The 22,537-nt window shown below is 71.6% G+C and carries 21 protein-coding genes; 9 read left to right on the top strand and 12 right to left on the bottom strand.

The genetic code is table 11. The features are described from left to right. Positions 1 to 3 precede the first annotated feature (3 nt). Together AC5Y5B_RS21640 and AC5Y5B_RS21645 are read right to left on the bottom strand one after the other, a co-directional pair. The gene (locus tag AC5Y5B_RS21640) at positions 4 to 1,209 is read right to left on the bottom strand and encodes a CaiB/BaiF CoA transferase family protein (RefSeq protein ID WP_500006393.1); all 1,206 of its coding nucleotides are present in this window, start codon (positions 1,207 to 1,209) and stop codon (positions 4 to 6) included. A gap of 3 nt (positions 1,210 to 1,212) precedes the next feature. Then, positions 1,213 to 2,127: a class I SAM-dependent methyltransferase gene (locus tag AC5Y5B_RS21645; RefSeq protein WP_112634120.1), complete on the bottom strand. Its 915-nt coding sequence runs from the start codon at positions 2,125 to 2,127 to the stop codon at positions 1,213 to 1,215. A 139-nt stretch (positions 2,128 to 2,266) separates the two neighbouring features. On the opposite strand from AC5Y5B_RS21645, the gene AC5Y5B_RS21650 reads away from it, so the two are divergent. Beyond that, entirely contained in the window at positions 2,267 to 2,923 is a 657-nt protein-coding gene (locus AC5Y5B_RS21650; protein WP_500006395.1) for a cation efflux transmembrane domain-containing protein, read from the top strand. Positions 2,924 to 2,927: 4 nt separating this feature from the next. On the opposite strand, the gene ctpC is transcribed toward AC5Y5B_RS21650, so the two are convergent. The 4 genes from ctpC to AC5Y5B_RS21670 form a co-directional block, all read right to left on the bottom strand. Beyond that, positions 2,928 to 5,060, bottom strand: coding sequence for a manganese-exporting P-type ATPase CtpC (gene ctpC / locus AC5Y5B_RS21655; RefSeq protein ID WP_500006397.1), 2,133 nt, complete (start codon positions 5,058 to 5,060; stop codon positions 2,928 to 2,930). Positions 5,061 to 5,118: 58 nt separating this feature from the next. Further along, positions 5,119 to 5,400: a DUF1490 family protein gene (locus tag AC5Y5B_RS21660; protein WP_112634123.1), complete on the bottom strand. Its 282-nt coding sequence runs from the start codon at positions 5,398 to 5,400 to the stop codon at positions 5,119 to 5,121. A 113-nt stretch (positions 5,401 to 5,513) separates the two neighbouring features. After that, positions 5,514 to 6,242, bottom strand: a complete 729-nt coding sequence (locus AC5Y5B_RS21665; protein ID WP_500006398.1) for a TIGR03089 family protein — start codon at positions 6,240 to 6,242, stop codon at positions 5,514 to 5,516. A gap of 6 nt (positions 6,243 to 6,248) precedes the next feature. Next, on the bottom strand, positions 6,249 to 7,721 hold the full coding sequence (locus AC5Y5B_RS21670) for an LCP family protein (RefSeq protein WP_500006399.1): 1,473 nt from the start codon (positions 7,719 to 7,721) through the stop codon (positions 6,249 to 6,251). Between the two features lie 99 nt (positions 7,722 to 7,820). On the opposite strand from AC5Y5B_RS21670, the gene rfbD reads away from it, so the two are divergent. The 3 genes from rfbD to manB are packed head-to-tail and all read left to right on the top strand — an operon-like array spanning position 7,821 to position 10,714. Next, the gene (gene rfbD, locus AC5Y5B_RS21675) at positions 7,821 to 8,738 is read left to right on the top strand and encodes a dTDP-4-dehydrorhamnose reductase (RefSeq protein WP_500006400.1); all 918 of its coding nucleotides are present in this window, start codon (positions 7,821 to 7,823) and stop codon (positions 8,736 to 8,738) included. Next, a complete protein-coding gene (locus AC5Y5B_RS21680; RefSeq protein ID WP_112634126.1) occupies positions 8,731 to 9,621 on the top strand; it encodes a glycosyltransferase family 2 protein in 891 nt (296 codons plus the stop codon). The genes rfbD and AC5Y5B_RS21680 overlap by 8 nt, the downstream gene beginning before the upstream one ends. 1 nt (position 9,622) lies before the next feature. Further along, positions 9,623 to 10,714: a mannose-1-phosphate guanylyltransferase gene (gene manB / locus AC5Y5B_RS21685; RefSeq protein WP_112634127.1), complete on the top strand. Its 1,092-nt coding sequence runs from the start codon at positions 9,623 to 9,625 to the stop codon at positions 10,712 to 10,714. Between the two features lie 79 nt (positions 10,715 to 10,793). Here manB and AC5Y5B_RS21690 read toward each other — a convergent pair whose 3' ends face one another. Genes AC5Y5B_RS21690 through cofD form a run of 4 tightly spaced genes read right to left on the bottom strand, consistent with a single transcriptional unit; the run spans position 10,794 to position 15,262 of the window. Beyond that, complete coding sequence (locus AC5Y5B_RS21690; protein ID WP_112634137.1) at positions 10,794 to 11,330, bottom strand: NUDIX hydrolase; 537 nt, start codon at positions 11,328 to 11,330, stop codon at positions 10,794 to 10,796. After that, positions 11,327 to 12,901, bottom strand: coding sequence for an Eco57I restriction-modification methylase domain-containing protein (locus AC5Y5B_RS21695; protein WP_112634128.1), 1,575 nt, complete (start codon positions 12,899 to 12,901; stop codon positions 11,327 to 11,329). Before AC5Y5B_RS21695 ends, AC5Y5B_RS21690 begins: the two co-directional genes overlap by 4 nt. A 10-nt stretch (positions 12,902 to 12,911) precedes the next feature. Then, positions 12,912 to 14,264, bottom strand: a complete 1,353-nt coding sequence (locus tag AC5Y5B_RS21700) for a coenzyme F420-0:L-glutamate ligase (RefSeq protein ID WP_500006404.1) — start codon at positions 14,262 to 14,264, stop codon at positions 12,912 to 12,914. Further along, positions 14,261 to 15,262 (bottom strand): 2-phospho-L-lactate transferase, encoded by a 1,002-nt coding sequence (gene cofD, locus AC5Y5B_RS21705; protein ID WP_500006407.1) that lies wholly within the window; start codon positions 15,260 to 15,262, stop codon positions 14,261 to 14,263. Before cofD ends, AC5Y5B_RS21700 begins: the two co-directional genes overlap by 4 nt. Positions 15,263 to 15,653: 391 nt before the next feature. Between cofD and AC5Y5B_RS21710 the strand changes: the two genes are divergently transcribed. Beyond that, positions 15,654 to 15,992 carry a WhiB family transcriptional regulator gene (locus tag AC5Y5B_RS21710; RefSeq protein WP_066868492.1) on the top strand — a complete coding sequence of 113 codons (339 nt, stop codon included), beginning with the start codon at positions 15,654 to 15,656 and terminating at the stop codon, positions 15,990 to 15,992. A 55-nt stretch (positions 15,993 to 16,047) separates the two neighbouring features. Here the strand turns inward: AC5Y5B_RS21710 and AC5Y5B_RS21715 are convergent, their stop codons facing one another. Next, positions 16,048 to 16,470, bottom strand: coding sequence for a metallopeptidase family protein (locus AC5Y5B_RS21715; protein WP_112634131.1), 423 nt, complete (start codon positions 16,468 to 16,470; stop codon positions 16,048 to 16,050). A 188-nt stretch (positions 16,471 to 16,658) separates the two neighbouring features. Here AC5Y5B_RS21715 and AC5Y5B_RS21720 point away from each other — a divergent pair, with 188 nt between their 5' ends. The 4 genes from AC5Y5B_RS21720 to manA all read left to right on the top strand — a co-directional run bounded on the left by AC5Y5B_RS21720 (position 16,659) and on the right by manA (position 21,075). Next, positions 16,659 to 17,102 (top strand): DUF3499 domain-containing protein, encoded by a 444-nt coding sequence (locus AC5Y5B_RS21720; RefSeq protein ID WP_205869155.1) that lies wholly within the window; start codon positions 16,659 to 16,661, stop codon positions 17,100 to 17,102. Positions 17,103 to 17,336: 234 nt separating this feature from the next. Further along, positions 17,337 to 18,743, top strand: coding sequence for a phosphomannomutase/phosphoglucomutase (locus tag AC5Y5B_RS21725; protein WP_112634133.1), 1,407 nt, complete (start codon positions 17,337 to 17,339; stop codon positions 18,741 to 18,743). Further along, positions 18,740 to 19,840 (top strand): TobH protein, encoded by a 1,101-nt coding sequence (locus tag AC5Y5B_RS21730; RefSeq protein ID WP_289176382.1) that lies wholly within the window; start codon positions 18,740 to 18,742, stop codon positions 19,838 to 19,840. Before AC5Y5B_RS21725 ends, AC5Y5B_RS21730 begins: the two co-directional genes overlap by 4 nt. 8 nt (positions 19,841 to 19,848) lie before the next feature. After that, a complete protein-coding gene (gene manA, locus AC5Y5B_RS21735; protein ID WP_112635032.1) occupies positions 19,849 to 21,075 on the top strand; it encodes a mannose-6-phosphate isomerase, class I in 1,227 nt (408 codons plus the stop codon). Positions 21,076 to 21,082: 7 nt separating this feature from the next. Here manA and AC5Y5B_RS21740 read toward each other — a convergent pair whose 3' ends face one another. Further along, complete coding sequence (locus AC5Y5B_RS21740) at positions 21,083 to 22,528, bottom strand: FAD-dependent oxidoreductase (protein WP_112635033.1); 1,446 nt, start codon at positions 22,526 to 22,528, stop codon at positions 21,083 to 21,085. Between the last annotated feature and the right edge of the window lie 9 nt (positions 22,529 to 22,537).

A 22,537-nucleotide genomic window follows, 5' to 3' on the forward strand; every position in this document is an offset into this window, starting at 1 on the left:
AGCCTACGGCGCGGGCTGCGGCGCGCCCAGGTACTCCTCGGTGTGCTGGCCGAGGGCCGGGGGAGGCTCGGCGGCCCAGCCGGCCGATGCGGCCTCGAAGCTGGAATAGCGCGCCGGGGTGCGGATTACCGTGACTTCGTCGGCGCCCTCGCCGACCGGCAGGGCCAGCTCGTTCTCGGCGAACAGCGCGGTGCTCACCACCTGCTTCCAGGTGTAGGCGTGGCAGGCCATCAGGCCGCCCTCCTGGAGCAGGCGCACCCATTCGTCGGCGGTCTTGGCGGCCAGCGCCTTTTCGAGTTCCTCGGTCAGTTCGGGATAGTTGAGCGCCCGCGCGCGCTGGTCGATGAACCGCTCGTCGTCGCGCATGTCGGGGCGGCCGATGATCTCGCACAGCTTGTCCCAGTGCTTGGGCACGTACGCGCTGATCACCAGGTAGCCGTCGGCGGCCTTGAACGCGTCCGACGGTTGGGTGGCGAAGCCAACTCCCTTGCGCCGCTTCGGTTTCGGTGCAGCATCCGGCGTGGGGGCCTCGGTCGGCTTGTTCAGGTGGATGGTCAGCTGGCTGGCCTGCAGGCTGACCGCGACGTCGTACATGGCGACCCGCACGACGTCGGCGACGCCGTGGCGCTCGCGGTTGAGCAGCGCGGCCAGCACGGCCTGGGCCAGCACGTGACCGCTGGCGGCGTCGACGAGCTGGAACGGGATGATCTGCGGTTTGCCGGTGGGCGTGGGCATCCCGGTGGTCATGCCCGACTCGGCGGCCACCATCAGGTCCACGCCCGGCCTGCTGCCCTCCGGGCCGTTGCCGCCGTACGCCGAGAGGCGCGCGTAGATGAGCTTGCGGTTGCGCGCCTGCAGCTCGTCGGGGCCCAGGCCCATGCGTTCCATCACCCCGGGCCGAAACCCTTCCAGCACAACGTCGGCCGTATCGACCAGCCGCAGGATCCGTTCCTTGGCCTCGTCGCTGCGCAGGTCGGCCATCACCGACTTCTTGCCCCGGTTGTGGGGGAGGAACAGGGTGGCCAGCGGGGGACGCCCGGGCAGGACCGCCGTGATGTGCCGGGCGGCCTCGCCGGCGGGCGCCTCGATCTTGATGACTTCGGCGCCCAGGTCGGCCAGCACCTGTCCGGCCATCGGGCCGGCGATGTTCTGGGTGAAGTCGAGTACCCGGAATCCGTCAAGTGGCTTGGCGGGCTTGCTGTTCGGCATCGTCTACCCCGTCTTGTTCAGCACCGCGGTGCAGTAGTGATTCTGGGCGAAGGGCGCATTGGGGTCGGTCGACTGCAGCGGCAGGCCGGTGTTGGCCAGCAGCTGGTTGAGCGGGGTGCGGACCGGCTGCCAGCCCCGGTGCTGCAGATAGGTCGCCACGTCGTTGCGCTCGCCGGGGAACCCGAGGTCGCCCAGGGCGATGTCCAGCCCGTTGCGCCGCCACTTCTCGCTCGCGGCGTTCAGCGCGTCCCCGTTGATTCCCGTGTTCGCGAAGACCTCGACCACCAGTTGGCTGCCGTCGGCGGACAGGGCGGTGATGTTGTCCAGCAGGCGATCCTGGGCCTCGGGCGGCAGGAACCCGACCAGTCCCTCGGCCGCCCAGGCGGCGGGACGCCCGGTGTCGAAGCCGGCCTGGCGCAGCGCCGCCGGCCAGTCGTGGCGCAGGTCGATGGGAACGGCGCGCACCTCGGCGGTGGGTTCGGCGCCGAGTTCGGCGATGGTGGCGGCCTTGAACTCGAGAACCTGCGGCTGGTCGATCTCGAACACCGTGGTGCCCGGCGCCCACGCGAGCCGATAGGCGCGGGCGTCCAGCCCGGAGGCCAGAATGACCACCTGGTCGATGCCCGCCGCGCCTGCCTCGGCGAAGAAGGCGTCGATGTAACGGGTCCGCGCGGCGAGCATGTCGGTCATGCGTTGCATGCCCCACGGGGCGCCGGGCTCGTCGACGTCGGCGGAGTCCAGTTCGCCGGCGGCCCAGCGGGTCATGAAGTCGACCCCGACCGCGCGCACCAGCGGCTCGGCGAACCGGTCGTCGATCAGCCCGTCCAGGGTGGCGCGGGCCCGCCCGGCGGCCACCATGGTGGCGGTCGCTCCCACGCTGGTCGCCAGGTCCCAGGTGTCGTCGTCGGTGCGCGCCATCGAGGAAATCCCTTCCGATCTACTGGTTAGCCACAATAACTACCGGCGCCGCGGACCGGGTCGCGAGGTGCGACACAGATCGATCACGGCCGGGCGTTGCGGGCCGAGGGGGCGGCCGCGCCGCCGCTAACCTCGCGCCATGACCACTTCGGTTGCCCTCACGGCAGAATGCGGCAGCGTCGCGGCGCGCGACGCCGACTGGCGGCGCGGCGCCGCGTGGGCCCGGCGGTTGGCCTGGATCAGCCTGGCGGTGGTGCTCGTCGAGGGTGTCGTCGGGCTGTTGCAGGGGCTGTCGGTGTCCTCGGTCGCCCTGACCGGGTGGGCCCTGGGCGGCGCGTCGGAAGCGCTGGCCAGCGCCATGGTGGTGTGGCGATTCACCGGGACGCGCGCTATGTCCCAGAACGCCGAACGGCGCGCGCAACGCGGTGTGGCGGTATCGTTCTGGCTGACCGCCCCGTACATCGCCGCCGAGTCGATCCGCGAGCTGGCCGGCGCACAGCACGCCGAGACGTCGGTGATCGGCATCGCGCTGGCCGCCCTCGCGCTGGTGCTCATGCCGGTGCTGGGACGGGCCAACCACCGGCTGGGCGCCCGGCTGGGCTCGGGGGCCACCGAGGCCGAAGGCATCCAGAACTACCTGTGCGCCGCGCAGGCCGCCGGGGTGCTGATCGGCCTCGCGATGACGGCGCTAACCTCCGGCGCGTGGTGGATCGACCCGGCCGTCGGGCTGGCGATCGCCGGGGTCGCGCTGTGGCAGGGCCTGCGCGCCTGGCGCGGCGAGCAGTGCGGCTGCTGAACCCCTAGCCGGCGCGTTCGCCGTTCGTCGCGCCGCGCGGCGCATCCAGCCGGTAGCGGATCAGCCGGGAACTGTTGGCCACCACCGCCACCGACGAGGCGTTGTGCAGGATCGCGGCCAGCACCGGGGACAGCGCCCCGCCCGCGCCGATGATCAGCCCGGCGGCGTTGACGGCGATGGACATGCCGTAGTTCTCCCGGATGACGTCGACCGCGCGGGCGCCCAGGTCACCCACGTCGAGCAGCCGGTGCAGGTCGTCGTTGGCCAGCGCGACGTCGGCGGTCTCCACGGCAACGTCGGTGCCGGCCAGCCCCATCGCGATCCCGATGTCGGCGGCGGCCAGCGCGGGGGCGTCGTTGATGCCGTCGCCGACCATGCCGACGGTGTAGCCCTCGTCCTGCAGATCGCGCACCGCCGCGAGCTTGTCCTCCGGCATCACCTCGGCGCGCCACTCGTCGATTCCGAGCTCGCCCGCGACCACCTCGGCGATGTCCGGGTGATCCCCGGTGAGCATGACGATGCGGCGAATACCGTTGGCGCGCAACTTCTTCAGCACCTCGGAGGCCTCGGGACGCACCTCGTCGCGCAGGCTGATCAGCCCCACCAGCTTGCCGTCGACGGCCAGCAGCAGCGGGGTCTCGGCCTGACGGCGCAGCCTGTCCACCCACTCCGAGGCCTTCTTGGACACCCGCACGTTCTCGGCCCGCAGCAGCCCGGGGCTGCCCAGTAGCAGGGTGCGGCCGTCGGCCCAGGTCCGCATGCCCAGGCCCACCAGGACCTCGCACTCCTCGTGCGGCGGGATGGTGATGTGGCGTTCCTCGGTGGATCGGATCACCGCCTCGGCCAGCGGATGCCGGGAGTGGATCTCCGAGCTCGCCGCATACGCCAGCACCTGCTCGGGCTGCCAATCTTTGTGCAGCGCAATGATATTGGTCACCACCGGGCGACCGACCGTCAGCGTGCCGGTCTTGTCGAACACGATCGCGTCCACCCGGCCGGCCTGCTCGAGGTGCGAGCCGCCCTTGATCAGGATGCCGCGCCGCGCGCCGTTGCCGATCGCCGCGCTGATCGCGGTCGGCGTGGCCAGGCCCACCGCGCACGGGCAGGCGATCAGCAGCATGGTCATCGCGCGCCGGACGTCACCGGTGACCGCCAGCGTGAGGGCCGAGACGATGAACGACGTGGGAACGAAACGGCGCGAGAAGTTTTCGCCGACCGTCTGGATCGGCGCGCGGTCGTGCTGGGCCTCCTCGACCCGGGTGATGATGCGGCCGATGGTGGTCTGGTTGCCGACCGCGCTGGCGCGCACCACCAGGCGTCCGCGCACCACCACCGAACCCGCGTGCACGTGCGCGCCCACCACCACACTGACCGGCAGGTTCTCCCCGGTGATCGCCGACTGGTTGACGATCGCCTCGCCGTCGACCACCTCGCCGTCGACCGGGATGGCCACGTGGTCGTGGACCACCACCTCGTCGCCGATCTGCACGGTGTCGATCGGCACCTGCACTTCGTTGTCGTCGTCGAGGCGGATCCACGCCGTGTCCTGGCTGCCGCGCAGCAGTTCGGAGATGGCCCGGCGGGTCCGCCGCAACGTCAGATCCTGAAGGTACTCACCGATATTGAGCAGCCACAGCACGGTCAGCGCGACGACGTTCTCCCGCAACACCAGGCTCGCCACGGTCGCCGCCGAGACCAGCGCGTCGGTTCCGGCCCTGCCGGAGCGCAACGAGCGCAGCGCGCCGCGCAGGAAGGGATACCCGGTGAAGACGGTGACGCCGGCGGCGAACAACCGCCCGCTGGGGCCCAGCAGCGGCGGGCGCGCGAAGACGTAGCGGCGCACCCCGAGCAACGCCAGCGCGGCGCCGCCGATCACCATGCGCAGCACGTCGGCGTTGCGGATCTCCTCCGAGTGCGGCGCGCGGGTCGGGATCAGTTCGGCGGCGACGTGCGCCGCCTCGTCGATGGCGGCGAGCACCGCGGAACGGTCGCAGCGCCGGGGCGAATACCAGACGACCACCGATCCGGTGCGCGGGTAGGCGTGCACCACGCGCACGCCCGCGCACTTGGCGACGGCCTCTTCGACCGCGACGGCGCGCCGGGTGTCGGCCCGCACCCATCCGGCAGCCACCCGCATGCGTCCGGCTGCATCCGAAATAACATGCAGCGCAGGGTCTTTCGACCGCGTCAAGGGATCAGTGCTCGTGGTCGTGGGGGGCGGCGACCGACGGGGTGGGGGCCTCTTCGCCGATGCGCTCGCGGGCCTCGGCCATGACATCGGCGAGCCGCAGCCGCGCCGACTCGGCGGCCTCCTCGGCCTTGCGGGTGCCCCGCAGCCCGAGCTCGGCGCTCTTCACCGCGGTCTCGTGCAGCGGCGCCTTGGCCACGGCCTTGCGCACCACCTCGTAGGCCGTCACGCCGACCAAACCGGTGACCACCGTGCCTGCCGCCTTCGCCAAGAGCCCGTACACCGCCATCGCCGCAACCCTCCTGTTTCGTCTCAGCGTTTAGCCCATGCTTGCACGACGTTAACATCGAAATATAGCGATATCAATATGTATCGGCCGTGGCTCGCCGCGCCGCGGGACCGCTACAGCACCCGGGTGACTTTTTCGGTCCCGATGCGGCGCTGTTGTCCGGCCGGGTCGGCGTTGGCCACCTGCACCAGCGAGGCGCCGACGGCCAGGATCGCCAGCAGGTGATCCACCAGCTCGGCGGGCCCGGGCCACGACGCGCCGGAGAGCACCCGGTCGCCGGACGTCAAACCCCTTGCCGCGGCTGATCTTTGGCAATCGGCCAGTACCTCGTCCACCGATCGCCCACCCAGCGCCGGGCCGGGCCGCGGTTCGGGCACGATCTGATCGCCGTGCACCCGCACCGCGGTGGCGTAGTCCGTCACCCCGATCGGCAGGTCGGGTGCCGGGCGGCCGAACGGGTCCAGCGACAGCACCGCCACCTCGCCGCCGGCCACCGCCTCATCCGCCTCGTCGAGTCGCTCGGCCGTGCACAGGGCGAGGTCGGCGGCCAGGTCGCCCGGGCCCGCCAGCACCGCCTCGGCGCCGATCCACCAGACCCCGAACAGCACCGCCGCCGTCTGCCAGTGCGCGGGCAGCAGGATCGCCACCCGGCTGGCCGGCCCGGCGCCCAGCTCGTCGCGCAGCAGGTTGGCGGTCTTGGCGGCCCAGTTGGCCAGCGTCACCCCGGACAATTCGATGCGCTCGCCGGTGGCGTCGTCGTAGTAGGTGATGCGCGGTCCCACCGGATCGGCCCGCAGCATCGGATCGAGGATGGCCCCGCTCAGCGTGATCGGTTGCGGCACAGGTCGTCAGTTTATGCACTCGGGCTTGTCGGAGCCCGCGGTCAGGATCGGCGACGGCGCCGGAACCTTGGGATCGGCCGCCACCGCGCCGGCGGTGGACACCTTCGCGGGCATGATCGTCGCGTCGCCCGACAGGCCCGAACCCGGACCGCTGTAGTCGTTGGCCAGCACCACCCGCACCGAGCCCGGCGCCAGCGAGGTGTCGGCGACCACCGGCAGCCCGCCCAGTTCCTTGGAGACCTCCTTGGCCCCCAGGTCGTCGCTCTTGGCGGCGCGCACCTGACTGGCCTTGACGTGACCGCCGTCGTTGTTACCCACCGTGCCGGCGGCAAAACCCTTGGCGCTCAACACATCCGACACCGCGGCGGCCAATCCGTTGATGTCGGTGTCATTGACGACGCTGGCTGTGGTCTTGGCCGGGGTGTACGCGATCTCCTCGGTCTTGCCCTGTTCCTGCTCGTGTAGCAGCCCACCGACCCAGTCGGCGACCTGATGCGGGTCCAGCCGCACCACGCTCTGCATCCCGTCATCGCTCCAGCCGGCGCCGTCGAGCACCGGGATGGTGGCGAAGGCGACGTTGCCGCCGGCCAGCTTTTGCATCTGCTGCACGAAATCCATCACGTCCCAGCCGGCCGAGATCACCACCGAGCGCTGGACGGCGGCCTCGAGCCGCTTGACCGTGCTGGGGCTGGACAGCGTCTTGCCGGAGATGACCCGGTGGGCCAGCGAGGCCATCACCACCTGCTGGCGCACCACCCGGTCCAAGTCGCCGCGCGGCAGCTCGTGGCGCTGACGCACGAAGCTGAGCGCTTCGGGGCCGCTGAGTCGTTGCGGGCCCGCCGGGAAGTCGGCGCCCGAAAGCGGTTCGAAGACCGGCTCTTTGAGGCAGACGTCGACGCCGCCGAGGGCGTCGGTGATCAGCGAGAAGCCCAGCAGGCCGATCTCGGCGTAGTGGTCGACGGTGACGCCGGTGAGGTCGGCGACGGTCTTGATCAGCGCCTCGCGGCCGGCCTCGGTGCCCTGCGCGGCGGCCTCGGTGGCGGAGGCCCCGGCCCGGACCAGCGCGGTGCGCTTGGCCTCCCGGGTCTGGCCGTAGACGCCGTTGATCTTGGTCTTGCCCAGGCCCGGAGCGGCGACGTAGGAGTCGCGCGGGATCGAGATCGCGGTGGCCGAGCGCCCGTTGTTGGGGATGCGGATCAGGATGATCGTGTCGGTGTTGGTGGCTTCCTCGTCGCCGGCCTTGAGCGTGTCCAGTTCCTCTTGGGACAACGGGTTGCCGTGCGCGTCGGTGCGGCTGTCGAGGCCGACCAGCAGGATGTCGATGGCGCCGTCGTCGCCGCCCTTGCCCAGCGAGGGCGCGGACATGTGGAAGATGCCGTCTTCGAAGGACCGCACGTTGGTCCACGCGATCCCGGTGCCGAGGACGACCGCGAGCGTCAGCGCGGTGGCAATCACACGAACCACACGTTGCACAGGCATCCCACTACATTACTTGCGACACAGGGGCTTCACGGGTAGCCGGCGCCCCGCGTGCCCCGGGCTGCGTCCCGGCCTTCCGGGCCATGCCAGACTCGAACCATGTCAGCCAGACTCGTGATCGCCGGCGCCGGTGGGCAGCTGGGCGGCTATTTGACCTCGTTGGCGGCGAGGCAGGGCCGCGACACGCTGGCGCTGACGTCGTCGCAGTGGGACATCACCGATCCCGACGCCGCCGAGCGGATCGTGCAGCGCGGCGACGTCGTCATCAACTGCGCGGCCTACACCAACGTCGACGCCGCCGAGACCGACGAGGCCGGCGCGTTCGCGGTCAACGAAGCCGGCCCCGGCCACATCGCGGTGGCCTGCGCGAAGGCCGGCGCCCAGCTGATCCATGTCTCCACCGACTACGTGTTCAACGGGGATTTCGGCGGCGCCGCGCCCCGGCCGTACGAGCCCACCGACCAGACCGCGCCGCAGGGCGTCTATGCCCGCAGCAAGGTCGCGGGGGAGCGCGCCGTGCTCGCGGCCCTGCCCGAGGCGGTCGTCGTCCGCACCGCCTGGGTCTACACCGGCGGCACCGGCAAGGACTTCGTAGCGGTCATGCGCCGGCTGGCCGCCGGGGACGGACCGATCGACGTGGTCGACGACCAGACCGGTTCGCCGACCTACGTGGGTGACCTGGCCGCCGCGCTGTTGCAGATCGTCGACGACCGCGTGCCGGGGCCGATCCTGCACGCCGCCAACGAGGGCGCGTGCTCGCGGTTCGACCAGGCCCGCGCGGTCTTCGAGGAATGCGGCGCCGACCCGCAGCGGGTGCGACCGGTCTCCACCGACCGCTTCCCCCGGCCGGCCCCCCGGCCGGTCTATTCGGCGCTGGGCAGCGGTCAGTCCGTCGCGGCGGGCCTGCGGCCGCTGCGGCCCTGGCGCCCCGCGCTTGTCGCGGCGCTGGCCGCCTCGCAAACCGACGCAGCCGGCGCTGTCGCGGCCGATCGACCGTTACCCTCTACGCGTGACTGACGTCCTGCCGGTCGTGACGGTGACCTACTCACCGGGCCCGCACCTGGAGCGCTTCCTGGCCTCGCTGTCGCTGGCCACGGAGCGCGAGGTGTGCGTGCTGCTGGCCGACAACGGCTCCACCGACGGCACCCCGCAGGCGGCCGTCGAGCGCTACCCCAACGTCCGGCTGTTCCACACCGGCGCCAACCTGGGCTACGGGACGGCGGTGAATCGCGCCGTCGCGCAATTGGACCGCGACGCCGACTGGGTGATCGTCGCCAACCCCGACGTGCAGTGGGGCCCGGGCAGCATCGACGCGTTGCTCGACGCCGCGTCGCGCTGGCCCCGCGCCGGGGCGCTGGGCCCGCTGGTCCGCGATCCCGACGGGTCGGTGTACCCGTCGGCCCGCCACCTGCCCAGCCTGATCCGCGGCGGCATGCACGCGGTCGTCGGGCCGTTCTGGAAGGGCAATCCGTGGTCGGCGGCATACCGCCAGGAGCGCCTGGAGCCCAGCGAGCGGCCGGTGGGCTGGCTGTCGGGGTCGTGCCTGCTGGTGCGCCGGTCGGCGTTCGGCCAGATCGGCGGGTTCGACGAGCGCTACTTCATGTACATGGAGGACGTCGACCTGGGCGACCGGCTCGGTAAGGCCGGCTGGCTGTCCGTCTACGTGCCGTCGGCGGAGGTGCTGCACCACAAGGGCCACTCGACCGGCGGGGACCCCGCCAACCACCTGGCCGCGCACCACAAGAGCACGTATATGTTCCTGGCCGACCGGCATTCCGGTTGGTTGCGCGCTCCGCTGCGCTGGACGCTGCGCGCCTCGCTGGCGGTGCGGTCCCGCCTGATGGTGCGCAGTGCGGTGCGCGCGGCCGGGCGGCAGAAACTCCTAGAAGGGCGACACTGAGGTGGCAGATCCCGCGGGCGGTCCGCAAGTCGATGTGGTGATCCTGGTCGGGGGCAAGGGCACCCGGCTGCGGCCGCTGACGTTGTCGGCGCCCAAGCCGATGCTGCCCACCGCGGGGCTGCCGTTCCTCACGCATCTGCTGTCGCGGGTCGCGGCGGCGGGCATCGAGCACGTCATCCTCAGCACGTCGTATCAGGCCGCGGTGTTCGAGGCGGAGTTCGGCGACGGCTCCAAGCTGGGCCTGCAGATCGAATACGTCACCGAGGAGCACCCGCTGGGCACCGGCGGCGGCATCGCCAACGTCGCCGGGCACCTGCGCCACGACACGGTGATGGTGTTCAACGGCGACGTGCTGTCCGGGGCCGACCTGGGCCAGATGCTCGACTTCCACTCCGCCCAGGAATCCGACGTCACCCTGCACCTGGTCCGGGTCGGTGACCCGCGGGCGTTCGGCTGCGTGACCACCGACGACGCAGGCCGGGTCACCGCCTTCGTGGAGAAGACGCAGGACCCGCCGACCGACCAGATCAACGCCGGCACCTACGTGTTCTCGCGCGCGGTGATCGACCGGATCCCGCGCGGCCGGGAGGTGTCGGTGGAACGCGAGGTGTTTCCCGCGCTGCTCGCCGATCCCGGCGTCAAGGTCTGCGGCTATGTCGACGCCAGCTACTGGCGCGACATGGGCACCCCGGAGGACTTCGTGCGCGGTTCGGCGGATCTGGTGCGCGGCATCGCGCCGTCGCCGGCCCTGCACGGCCACCGCGGCGAGCAGTTGGTGCACGACGGCGCGGCCGTGTCGCCGGGCGCGGTGCTGGTCGGGGGGACGGTCGTCGGGCGCGGCGCCGAGATCGGCCCGGGGGTGCGGCTGGACGGCGCGGTGATCTTCGACGGCGTCAAGGTCGAGGCGGGCAGCGTGATCGAGCGCTCGATCATCGGGTTCGGCGCGCGCATCGGCCCGCGGGCGCTGATCCGCGACGGGGTGATCGGCGACGGCGCCGACATCGGGGCGCGCTGCGAGCTGTTGCGCGGGGCCCGGGTGTGGCCCGGTGTGTCGATTCCCGACGGCGGGATCCGCTACTCGTCCGACGTGTGAGGGAGCGGGATGTGCCGAGCGTGAAACTAATTTCACGCTCGGCTGCCAGCGTGAAACTAACTTCACACTCGGTGGGTGGCTACGGGCGCGTGGCCTGGGCGACCAAATACTCGAGCGCGTAATCGGTCCCGTCCGGCAGGGCGCCGGCCGGCCACCACCGCAGGTCCTCGGACTCGTCGCTGATCGCGATCCGCGCCCCGGCTGGCGCATGCGCGACGAACTGCAGATCCAGGTGGCGGGTGGGCACGCCCAGCGAGCAGACCACCGGATGCACGTGCACCGCGGCCAGTCGGGGTCCTATGCGCAGCCCCTCGATCCCGGACTCCTCGGTGGCCTCGCGCAGCGCCGCGGCGACGATGTCGCTGTCGTCGTCATCGCAGTGACCGCCCAGCTGCACCCACCGGCCCAGCCGGCGATGCAGGGTCAGCAGCACCTGGTCCCCGGAGTGGTCGAGCACCAGCGCCGACGCGGTGACGTGGCCGGGCACGCACTCGCGCTGGCAGGCGTCGCCGCGGGCGTGCACGAAGGCCAGCACGGCGTGCCGCAACGAATCCTGGGCCGCGTCGGGCGGTTCCCAGCCGGACAGCAGCGCGATCGCCGACTCCCGAACGCTCATCGCGACCCCCGCCGGTTGCGCCGGTCCCGCAACGACGCCCACGCCGCGCGGCAGCCGGCCACCACCTCGGCCGGCAGTCCCAGCCCGTCGATCAGCACGCGCCGGTCGACGACGTCGAGCGCCTTGTCGGTCTCGTTGGCCTTCAGCAACAGGTCCACGTCGCAGGCGAGCTCCGCATCGGCGAGCGCCGGCGGGGGGATGGGCAGCTCCTCGGCCTCGCGGGGCTCGAGCTCTAGAACGCCCCCGCCGTAGCTGCGGCCCAGGATCTCGGCGAAGGCGAACGTCACGCTGTTGTGGAAGGCCGCGGCCAGCGCGGCCGGGGCGACGTCGGTTCTCAGGCGCACCCGGTGCACGGTGTCGGTGCTCGTGGCCGCGGCGGCGTTGACGGTCAGCCGCGGCGCCCGGTGGATCTGGCGCAGCAGGAACAGGTCGGGCTGCCACAGCGACGGCGTGCGCCACCAGGGCTTGCGGATCGAGCACTTGTAGCCGCGGTGCACCCCGGCGGCTTCGCCGGCGCGGATGTGGGCGCTCAGCGCGGCGTCGGCCGGCTCGCGCGGCGCGTTGAGCAGCCAGCTGCGGTGCCCGGCGGCGACATCGCTTGTCCGGCAATCGTTGTCGTAGATCAGTCCGGACAGCTGGGCGCTGCGCGAGACGAGCGGGACGCAGTGCGGCCGCAACCCCAGCTCGCCGGCGCGGGCGTCGGTGAAGGTGAAGAAGGCGTTGCGCCCGGTCACGATGCCGACGTCCACCTCGGCGACGGAGCCGAGCCTGGGCAAGGCGCCGGATCCCTTGAGGGCGCGCAGCAGCCCGATCGCGGCGGGGTCCAAGAAGTACTTGGTCCACTTCTCGTTTTCGTGCAGCAGCGCCGGTGCCCATTCGCCGTCCAGGTCCGCGCGCGCCAGCGCGTCGGCGTCCGGCAGGTGCACGGTGCGGATGCGCGCGGGCCCGGGGCCCACCACACCGCAGAACAACACGACCTCCTGCAGGATGCCGTCGAACACCAGGCGCTCGAAGGTCAGCAGGGTGATCTCGCGGAATCGGCTCAGCAGGAACTCGCGCAGCTGGGCGGCGTAGCTGACCTGGAGCAGTTCGGCAGGAAGCACCAGTCCCACCCGTCCGCCGTCGCGCGCCAGCACGGCGCTCGCGACCACGAACGGCACCCAGGCGTTGGTCAGCCGGGTGGGGCGCAGCCCCTCGCGCCGCATCAGCTCCAGCGCCGGATCGCGCTGGTGCGCGGGCCAGTTGCCGAATCGGATGTAGGGCGGGTTGCCGGCGACGCCGTCCCAGCCGCCGGGCTCGGCGGTGGCCAGCCAGGCGAACAGGCTCGCGTGGTCGACGGGCGCGAACCGGCGCGACTTGGCCGCCTCGCTCTCGATCAGCTCGACGCCGCGGACCTGGTCGCTGCGGCGGGCCAGCTCGCGCAGGATGGCGCCGTCGCCGCAGGAGGGTTCGACGATCCTGGGCCCGGCCGCGCGGACCCAGCCGGCCAGGAAGCGGGCCACCGGCGCGGGGGTGTAGTAGCCGCCGCGGACCTTGTCGGCCGTGGCCGCCGCCTTGCCCGCGAACGTCATGGGCTCAGTATCACTTGTGGATCAGCAGATCACCGATCTGCGCCGGATCGCGCGGCCCGGCCGGTTCGGCGGCGTAGCCGATGGCGATGGCGCCCAAGGGCTCCCAGTCGGCGGGCAGGTCGAGTTCGGCGCGCACCAGGTCGGCGGCGAAGATCGTCGACCCGATCCAGCAGCTGCCCACCCCGCGCACCGCCAGGGCGACCAGCAGGGCCTGCACGGCCGCACCGACCGCCACGGTGAACATGGTGTGCTCGGCGCCGGTGCGCTCGGCGTCGGGATAGGAGTGGGCGCCGTCGGGCACCAGGAACGGGATGACGACTTCGGGCGCGTCGTAGAGGATCTGGCCGCGCGCCACCCGGCGATCGATCGAGTCCGCGGGCCGGCCGTCACCGGCGAGGTCGGCGCGCCACTTGTCCTTCATGCGGTCCAGCAGCCGGGTCCGGGTGGCCGGGGTCCGCAGCCAGACGAACCGCACCGGGCGGGTGTGGTGGGGAGCCGGCGCGGTCAGGGCCTCGGCGACGGCGGCCTCCAGCAGGTCCGCCGGCACCGGCTCGGCGCTGAACCGGCGCACCGAGCGGCGCAGCAGCTGCGCCTCGCGCCGGCCCATGTCGAGGGCCTCGGCGGTGCCGAGCCAGAACAGGTCCTCGGTGCCCGGCCGCAACAACCGCCGCGCCGTCGACCCGTCGTCGGTCACCGCCAGGCCGCGCACCACCGCCACGGGCATCGCGGTCAGTTTGCCCTTGACCAGATCGGCGGCCGCGGCGATCTCGTCGGCGATCGCCACCTCGGTGACCAGCAGCTCGTTGCCGTGCTGGTCGACGGCCCCCGAATAGCCGTGCAGCACAGCCAGTCCCGCCGCGCCCACGGCCGCGTCCGTCTGGCCGTTGCGCCAGGCGCGGCCCATCGTGTCGGTGATGACGACGGCGACCTCGACCCCGAGCCGCTCGCGCAGCGCGGTCCGCAGCGCCGCGGCGCTGCCGTCGGGGTCGACCGGCAGCAGCGCGAGTTCGTCGCGCCCGACGTTGGATCCGTCCACGCCGGCGGCGGCCTGCACCAGGCCGATCCGGTTCTCGGTGATCAGGGTCCGGCCCTTGCGGGCCAGCACCCGGACGGCTTCGTCGTCGACCAGCTTGCGTCGCAGTCGGTCGCGCTCCTCGGGGTCGCGCGGCGCCGGCACCAGCCGGCCCTCGCATTTGGACACTGCCTTGCTGGTGACCACCACGACGTCGCCGTCGCGCAGCCACGGCGCGGCCGCGGCGAGGGCCGCACCTAGATCGTCGCCGGGCCGGAATTCGGGCAGCCCGGCCACGGGCAGGATTTCGATCGCTGCGGCGGCGCCGTGCTCGCCCGGCGGTGTCGTCACGGGCTCACCCCCGCCAGGTCCAGCCCGGCGCGGACCATCTCGGCGGTCGCCTTCGGGTCGGTCATCACCAGCGGCACCGAGCGCACGGCCACGCCGTCGATGTCGGCGCGGTCGTCCTCGCTCACCAGCCAGCCGTCCAGGATGCCGGTGTCGCGGCGCGCGCCGTAATGGCGGCCGACCGCTTCGGCGGTGGATTCGACCCCGATCACCGACAGGCAGGCATCGGCCATGCCGCGCAAGGGCTTTCCGCCGATGATCGGGGAGTAGCCGACGATCGGGGCGCGCGCGGCGCGCAACGCGCCGCGGATGCCGGGGACGGCCAGGATGGCGCCGACGCTCACGACCGGGTTCGACGGCGCCAGCAGGATGACGTCGGCGTCCGCGATGGCCGCCGTGGCATCGGTTGTGGCGGCCGCCTTTTCGGCGCCGACGAACGCGAAGCTGTGGGTGGGCACCTGGGCGCGGTAGCGCACCCACCACTCCTGAAAGTGGATGGCCCGCCGGCTGCCGTCGTCGGGATCGGTTATCACCACGTGGGTCTCGCAGCGGTCGTCGCTGGCGGGCAGCAGCCGCGCGCCGGGCTGCCAGCGGTCGCACAGCGCGGTGGTGATCTGTGAGAGGGGATAGCCGGCGTTAAGCATCTGGGTGCGGACCAGGTGGGTGCCCAGGTCCCGGTCGCCGAGTCCGAACCAGTCCGGCTGCACCCCGTAGCGCGCCAATTCCTCTTTGGCGTGCCAGGTTTCGTTGCGGTGCCCCCACCCTCGCTCCGGATCTACACCTCCACCTAAGGTGTACATGCAGGTGTCCAAATCGGGGCAGACTCGCAGTCCGTGGATCCAGGCGTCATCGCCAATGTTGACGATGGCCTTCAGTTCGTGGCTGCCGGGTTCCGGGTCCGGATGCCGTTGCGTTTGAAACTGACCGAGCCCGAACAGCTGTTGAACACCCAGCAGGAAGCGGGCGCCGCCAACCCCACCGACCAGAACGGTGACCTTCACATTGCACGACAGTACTGCCCGGCGAGCGCGCCGTGGCGGGCCCGTCGGGGGTGCCTCAAAGTTGCGGTTCCCCACCGCTTGTGGCAACTCGTGGGAAAGTTGAGGGCTGTGTGATCAACACGCCGAAGGCCCAAAACAACAGAAACGCCGAAATTCGATCACGAGATGGTATGGAAATGCGCCGAAGTGCTTGACCCGGCAGATCAACCCGTGTCTAATCACAACAGTGTCATTTCCCGGTTGGCCGGCCGACTCCGGTGTCGCAGACCGAGATTCGATCACTTGTTCGAATTGGCTGTTACATCAGAACAGTGGGAAACCAATGAATCTCTCTCTCAATCCAGCTGAGGAGGCGGACGACCGTATGTCTTACGAAACGTTTCGAAGCGCTATGGCGAGCACGCCGCACACCGACATCGACCCGGCACTGGACCGCCCCGCTCGGCCCCATTTGACCGTGGTCCCTGACGCCCCAATCGCTTTCGAGCCCGAGCCCATGCCCGAGCCGGCCGCCGATCAGTGGCAGGACCGCGCGCTGTGCGCCCAGACCGACCCCGAGGCCTTCTTCCCGGAAAAGGGTGGTTCCACCCGCGAGGCAAAGAAAATCTGCCTGGGTTGCGAGGTCCGTCATGAATGCCTCGAGTACGCCCTCGAGCACGACGAGCGCTTCGGAATCTGGGGCGGTTTGTCCGAACGCGAGCGCCGCCGCCTCAAGCGCGGCATAATCTGACGCACGCTGCTCGCACCGCGCGCGCAGCGCTCGAACGCTCGGCGCGCCAGGAAAGTTATTCGTCGTCGATCGTCGGATCGATGACCGACGGCTCAACGTCGAGGTAGATGGCGACCTGAGCCACTAGGATTTCGTGCAGCAGGTCGCCGAGCTCGATGGTGTCCTTCGCTCGTCGTTCAATCGGCTTGCGGAACAACACAATTCGCGCCCGCGTGGAGTTACCGCGGGTGTCGACGCCGGCCGGGATCAAGCGCGCCAGCGGGATCGGCCCGTCGGCGATCACCTCGGGTGGCCACTGCACGCTGTCGGGGTCCTTGGCCGAGATGCGCGGAATCTCGTCGACCGCCACGTCCAATTCGCTCAGCCGGTCCTGCCAGCTCCGCTCGATGGGTTCGTAGGCTTCCAGCACCGCCATGTCGAACCGCTCGGCGCGGCTGCGCCAGCCCGGCACGGTCGGCGGCAATAGCGGGCCGCGCATATCGCGGCCGCGGCGGAAGAGTCGATGGCCGGCGGCTCGGCGCGGGGCCGATCCGTCGTGAAACCGATCTCTTCGCGGGGAGCTGCGCGAATCGCCCACGCGCCGATGGTAACGGTTGCACATCGAGGGCCGGCCAGTTGCGCGTGTCCGGCGCTTCCGGGGCGTTTGCGCACGATAGCCTTTCGCTCGTGAACGTTCCCCGTCGCTGTTGCCGGCCCGGGTGCCCGCACTACGCCGTGGCGACCCTGACGTTCGTCTATTCGGACTCGACGGCAGTCGTCGGTCCGTTGGCGACCGCGCGGGAACCGCATTCCTGGGACTTGTGCGTCAATCATGCCGGCCGGATCACCGCGCCCCGCGGATGGGAGCTGGTGCGCCACGCCGGACCCCTCCTTTCCGAGCCCGCCCATCCCGACGAGGACGACCTGGTCGCTCTCGCGGACGCGGTGCGCGAGGGCGGCAATCGCGGCGTGCCGTGCGCCGTGACACCGGTGAACGGCTTCGCCGATGCGCACCTCCATCACGGCGGCGCCCAGGCGACCGCGCCCAGCAGCAGCGTGCTGGCACCGCCCGAGCATCGGTCCGGACGGCGCCGCGGGCATCTGCGCGTGTTGCCCGATCCGAGCGACTAGCCCCGATGGTGGCGATCCGCCGCGCCCGGCTCCGCCGCGCTTGCGATCGCCACTAGCCTCGATGGTGGCGACCCGCTGCGCCCGGCTCCGCCGCGCTTGCGATCGCCACTAGCCTCGATGGTGGCGACCCGCTGCGCCCGGCTCCGCCGCGCTTGCGATCGCCACTAGCCCCGCTCCAGCTCTTCGCGGCCCGATAGGCTGACGGCCAAGAGTTCACGTCGTCAGGAGTCCCGCATGTCTCGGCCCGCCGCGACTGTCCACCGTGTCGTCAAGGCGTACGACGTGCGTGGGCTGGTCGGCGAAGAGCTCGACCAGCCGCTGGTCACCGACCTCGGCGCAGCCTTCGCCAAACTGATGCGCGCCGAGGGCGCCGGGCAGGTCGTGATCGGCCACGACATGCGCGACAGCTCGCCCACGCTGGCCGCAGCGTTCGCCACCGGCGTGACGAGCCAGGGGCTGGACGTGGTGCGCATCGGCCTGGCGTCCACCGATCAGCTCTACTTCGCCTCCGGGCAGCTGGACTGCCCCGGCGCCATGTTCACCGCGAGCCACAACCCGGCGGCCTACAACGGCATCAAGCTGTGCCGGGCGGGGGCCAAACCGGTCGGCGCCGACACCGGGCTGCGGCTGGTCGCCGACGACGTGATCGCCGGCGTCGACGCCTACGACGGACAGCCCGGCACCGTCAGCGATCGCGACGTGCTAGCCGACTACGGGCAGTTTCTCCGGTCGCTGGTGGACACCGCCGGGCTGCGCCCGCTGCGGGTGGCCGTGGACGCGGGCAACGGCATGGCCGGTCTGACCACGCCCGCGGTGCTCGGCCCGATCGGCTCGATCACGTTGCAGCCGTTGTACTTCGAGTTGGACGGGTCCTTCCCCAATCACGAGGCCAACCCGCTCGACCCCGCCAACCTGGTGGACCTGCAGGCCTTCGTGCGCGAGACCGGCGCCGACATCGGGCTGGCCTTCGACGGGGACGCCGACCGCTGTTTCGTGGTCGACGAGCAGGGCAACCCCGTGTCGCCGTCGACGGTCACCAGCCTGGTGGCCGCCCGCGAGCTGGGCCGCGAGATCGGCGCGACGATCATCCACAACGTGATCACCTCGCGGGCGGTGCCCGAACTGGTCGCCGAGCGCGGCGGCACGCCGCTGCGGTCCCGGGTGGGGCACTCCTATATCAAGGCGCTGATGGCCGACACCGGCGCGATCTTCGGCGGCGAGCATTCGGCGCACTATTACTTCCGCGACTTCTGGGGCGCCGACTCCGGCATGCTGGCGGCGCTGTACGTGCTGGCCGCGCTCGGCGAGCAGGACCGCCCGCTGTCGGAGCTGACCGCGGACTACCAGCGCTACGAGTCGTCCGGCGAGATCAACTTCACGGTCGCCGACGCCGCGCGCTGCACCGAAGCGGTGCTCAAATCGTTCGGCACCCGGATCCACTCCCTCGATCACGTGGACGGGGTGACGGCCGACCTGGGCGGCGGCAGCTGGTTCAACCTGCGCAGCTCCAACACCGAGCCGCTGCTGCGGCTCAACGTCGAGGCCCGCACGGCCGAGGACGTGGCCGCGGTGGTCGCCCAGATCAGCGCCGAGATCAGCGCGGCCTCGGCCAACGGGGCGGGCGCGAAGGCCGCGCCGTGAACGCCACCCGGGCGGTCGACCTCGAGGACACCGACGGCCTGCTGACGGCGGACCGCGACGGCCTGCTGCGGGCCGCGTCGTCGGCCGGCGCCCAGGCGCGCGCGGTCGCCACGGCGGTGGAGGAGGGCGCGCTGGACCCGCTGCGCGCCGACGACCGCCCGCGCAGCGTCGTCTGGGTGGCCGGCCGCGGCACCGCCGAGAGCGCCGGGACGATGCTGGCCGCGACGCTGGGCGGAGCCGCGTCGCAACCCTTCGTTCTGGCCGGCGAGGCGCCGCCGTGGGTGGGTCCGCTCGACGTGCTGATCGTCGCCGGCGGCGATCCCGGCGACCCGGCGCTGGCCGCCGCGGCGGACACCGGGCTGCGCCGCGGCGCCCGGGTGGTGGTGGCGGCGCCGTACGAGGGCCCGCTGCGCGACGCCACCGCCGGGCGCGCGGCGGTGCTGGCGCCCCGGCTCTTGGTTCCCGACGAGTTCGGGCTGTGCCGGTATCTGGCCGCCGGCCTGGCGGTGATGCACGCCCTGGACCCGCGACCGAACGTCGATCTGGGCTTGCTCGCCGACGAGCTGGACGCCGAGGCGCTGCGCAACAGCGCCGCCCGCGAGCTGTTCACCAATCCGGCGAAGCTGCTGGCCGCGCGGGTCGCCGAGCGTCAGGTCGCGCTGGCCGGCGACGGCGCCGCGACCCTGGCGCTGGCCCGGCACGGCAGCTCGGTGCTGTTGCGGGTCGCCAACCAGGTGACCCCGGCGACCGGGCTGGCGGACGCCCTGGTCGCCCTGCACGCCGCCGCGTCGGACGGGATCGTGGATCCCGACGCCGCCTTGTTCCACGACGAAGAGATCGACGGGCCGCTGCCGCCCCGGTTGCGGGTGCTGGCCGTGGTCCTGGCCGACGAGCAGCCGGGCGTGGCCGCCCGGACGGCCGGGCTCGACAACGTCTACCTGCTCGCCGCCGAGGATGTGCCCGACGGGCCCGGCGGCTCGGCCGGCTACGGCGTTTCGCCGGCACTGGGGGGCCCCGGTAGCCCCGAGCAGCAACTGGCAGTATTGGCCGTCCGGCTGGAAATGGCCGCGGTTTATATGCGACTGGTGCGGGGATAGATACAACAGTGGAACTGCTTCGCGGGGCCTTGAGAACGTACGCCTGGGGTTCGCGTACCGCCATCGCCGAATTCACCGAGCGTCCGGTGCCGGCGGCGCACCCCGAGGCGGAACTCTGGTTTGGGGCGCACCCGGGCGATCCGGCCTGGCTGGAAACGGACAACGGCGAAATCACGTTGCTCGAGGCGTTGGTCGACGACCCGGAAGGGCAGCTCGGGCCGGCGTCACGGGCCCGGTTCGGCGACGTGCTGCCGTTCCTGGTCAAGGTGCTGGCCGCCGACGAGCCGCTGTCCCTGCAGGCCCACCCCAGCGCCGCGCAGGCAGCCGAGGGCTACATGCGCGAGGAGCGGGTGGGCATCCCGCTGACCTCGCCGGTGCGCAACTACCGCGACACGTCGCACAAGCCCGAATTGCTGGTGGCGCTGCACCCGTTCGAGGCGCTGGCCGGCTTCCGGCAGGCCTCGCGCACCGTCGAACTGTTGCGGGCCCTGGCCGTCTCCGACCTGGACCCCTACATCGACTTGCTCAACGACCAGTCCGACGCGGACGGGCTGCGCGCGCTGTTCACCACGTGGATCACCGCGCCGCAGCCCGACATCGACGTGCTGGTGACCGCGGTGCTCGACGGCGCGATCGCGTATCTCAGCTCGGGGGCGACCGAATTCGCGGCCGAGGCCAAGACCGTGCTCGAGCTCGGCGAGCGTTATCCCGGCGACGCCGGGGTGCTGGCGGCGCTGCTGCTCAACCGCATCACCCTGGCGCCGGGCGAGGCCATTTTCGTCTCCGCCGGCAACCTGCACACCTACCTGCGCGGCTTCGCGGTGGAGGTGATGGCCAACTCCGACAACGTGTTACGCGGTGGGCTGACCCCCAAGCACGTCGACGTGCCGGAGCTGCTGCGCGTGCTGGACTTCGCGCCCACCACCGAGGAGCAGCTGCGTCCGCCCATCCGCCGCGAGGGCTTCGGCCTGATCTATGAGACGCCGACCGACGAGTTCGCCGTCGCGCTGCTGCAGCTCGACGACGAGTACGTCGGCCACGAGGTGGACGCGACGTGCAGCCACGACGGTCCGCAGATCCTGTTGTGCAGCCAGGGCTGCACGACGGTGCACGGCAAGTCCGGCTCGCTGACGCTGAAGCGGGGGATGGCCGCCTGGGTCGCGGCCGACGACGCCCCCATCCGGCTGGTCGCGCACGAACCCACCAAGCTGTTCAGGGCGACGGTGGGGCTGTGACGGCGGCCTAGGCCCGATGGTGGCGACCCGCTTCGCCCGGCTGCGCCGCGCTCGCGATCGCCACGCGCTCTTTGGCGGCCTGACGCCGCTCACCCAGCCAGAGCCGCAGGTTGTGCGCCATGGCGCGGCCGACGATCCGCGGCGGCGGAACCATGTAGAGGCTGTCCAGCAGGGAGAAGCGCCGCAGGAACCATTCCGCCAGAACGGGATCGGTCTCGGCGGCGCCCAGGAACTGATCGAACAGCGCCCCTGAGGGACGCCACCACCACGGGATCGTCCCCTTGGTGCCGGCGTGGTGGAACGTGACATCGCCGATGGCGTTCATCGTCCACACCGGGAAGGTGCTCTTGGCGGTGGCCCGGTTCAGTGCCGCGGCCACCTGGTCGTCGGGCAGCTGCAGCGCGCGGCGCAGATGACCGGCCTGCAGCGACGTCATCGTCATGCCCTGCCCGAAGGTGGGGTTGAAGCTGGCCACCGCGTCACCGAAGGCGAGGATGCCCGCCGGGAGGCGCTCCAGCTTGTCGTAGCGGCGCCACCTGCTGGCCGGGAAGGCGTGAAACGCCGGGTCGCCCAGCGGTTCGGCCCGCGTCAGCGCCGCGTTGAAGTGCTCCGGAAGCAGCCGGTGCGCCAGTTCCAGCATCTCGGGAAAGGTCTTCGGTGGTTTGGCGTTCGCCACGCCGAACGTGGTCAGCACCCAGGTGCCGTCCTCGTAGCACAGCATGCCCATTCCCAGGGACTCGTCGTGCGAGGCGCCGGCGACCACCACCTTCTCCGTGATCAGCCCCTCGGGGATGCGGAACTGCTGGGTGGCGTAGTGGATGCCGATGTCCATCTCTTGTTCGACCGGGCGCTGAAATCCCCACTGCGTCAACCACACCGGCAGCCGGGTGCCCCGGCCCGCCGCGTCGACGACGAGGTCCGCGGCCACGAACTCCGGCTCGTTGCCGTCCGGGTCGGCCGGATCCAGCAGCACGCCGGTCACCCGCTGGCGCGCCGGGTCGAAGCGCGGCTCGGCCACCGAGCGCCGCGCCAGGGTGACGTTGTCGATGCCGCGCACCCGGGTGCGCAACTGCCACTCCAGGTGGGGGCGGCTGGGCACGTAGGCGGTGAACTCGTCGCGCAACGTGTGGCCGGTGCCCAGCACGTGGCCCGCGGCGCCCAGGTGGATGCAGTCGGGCCGGTTTTCCAGTTTGGGCACGCCGGCGGCCACCATGTCGTCGAGCAGCCCGGGGAAGAGGTCCTCGAATTCCATCGCCCCGCGCGCCATCAGCATGTGCAGGTGCCGGTCCTGGGGCACCGCCGCCCGGTTCGCCGGTCCGGTGGGCAATTCGTCGCGCTCGTAGACCGTCACCCGCGAATACGCCTGCGAGAGCACCCGCGCGGCGCAAAGGCCCGCGATGCTTCCCCCGATGACGACGGCGTGATCCCTGGCCGTTGCTGTGCTGTCCGGCATTGGCGGAGA

This window comes from Mycobacterium sp. NGS33 (assembly GCF_059812885.1).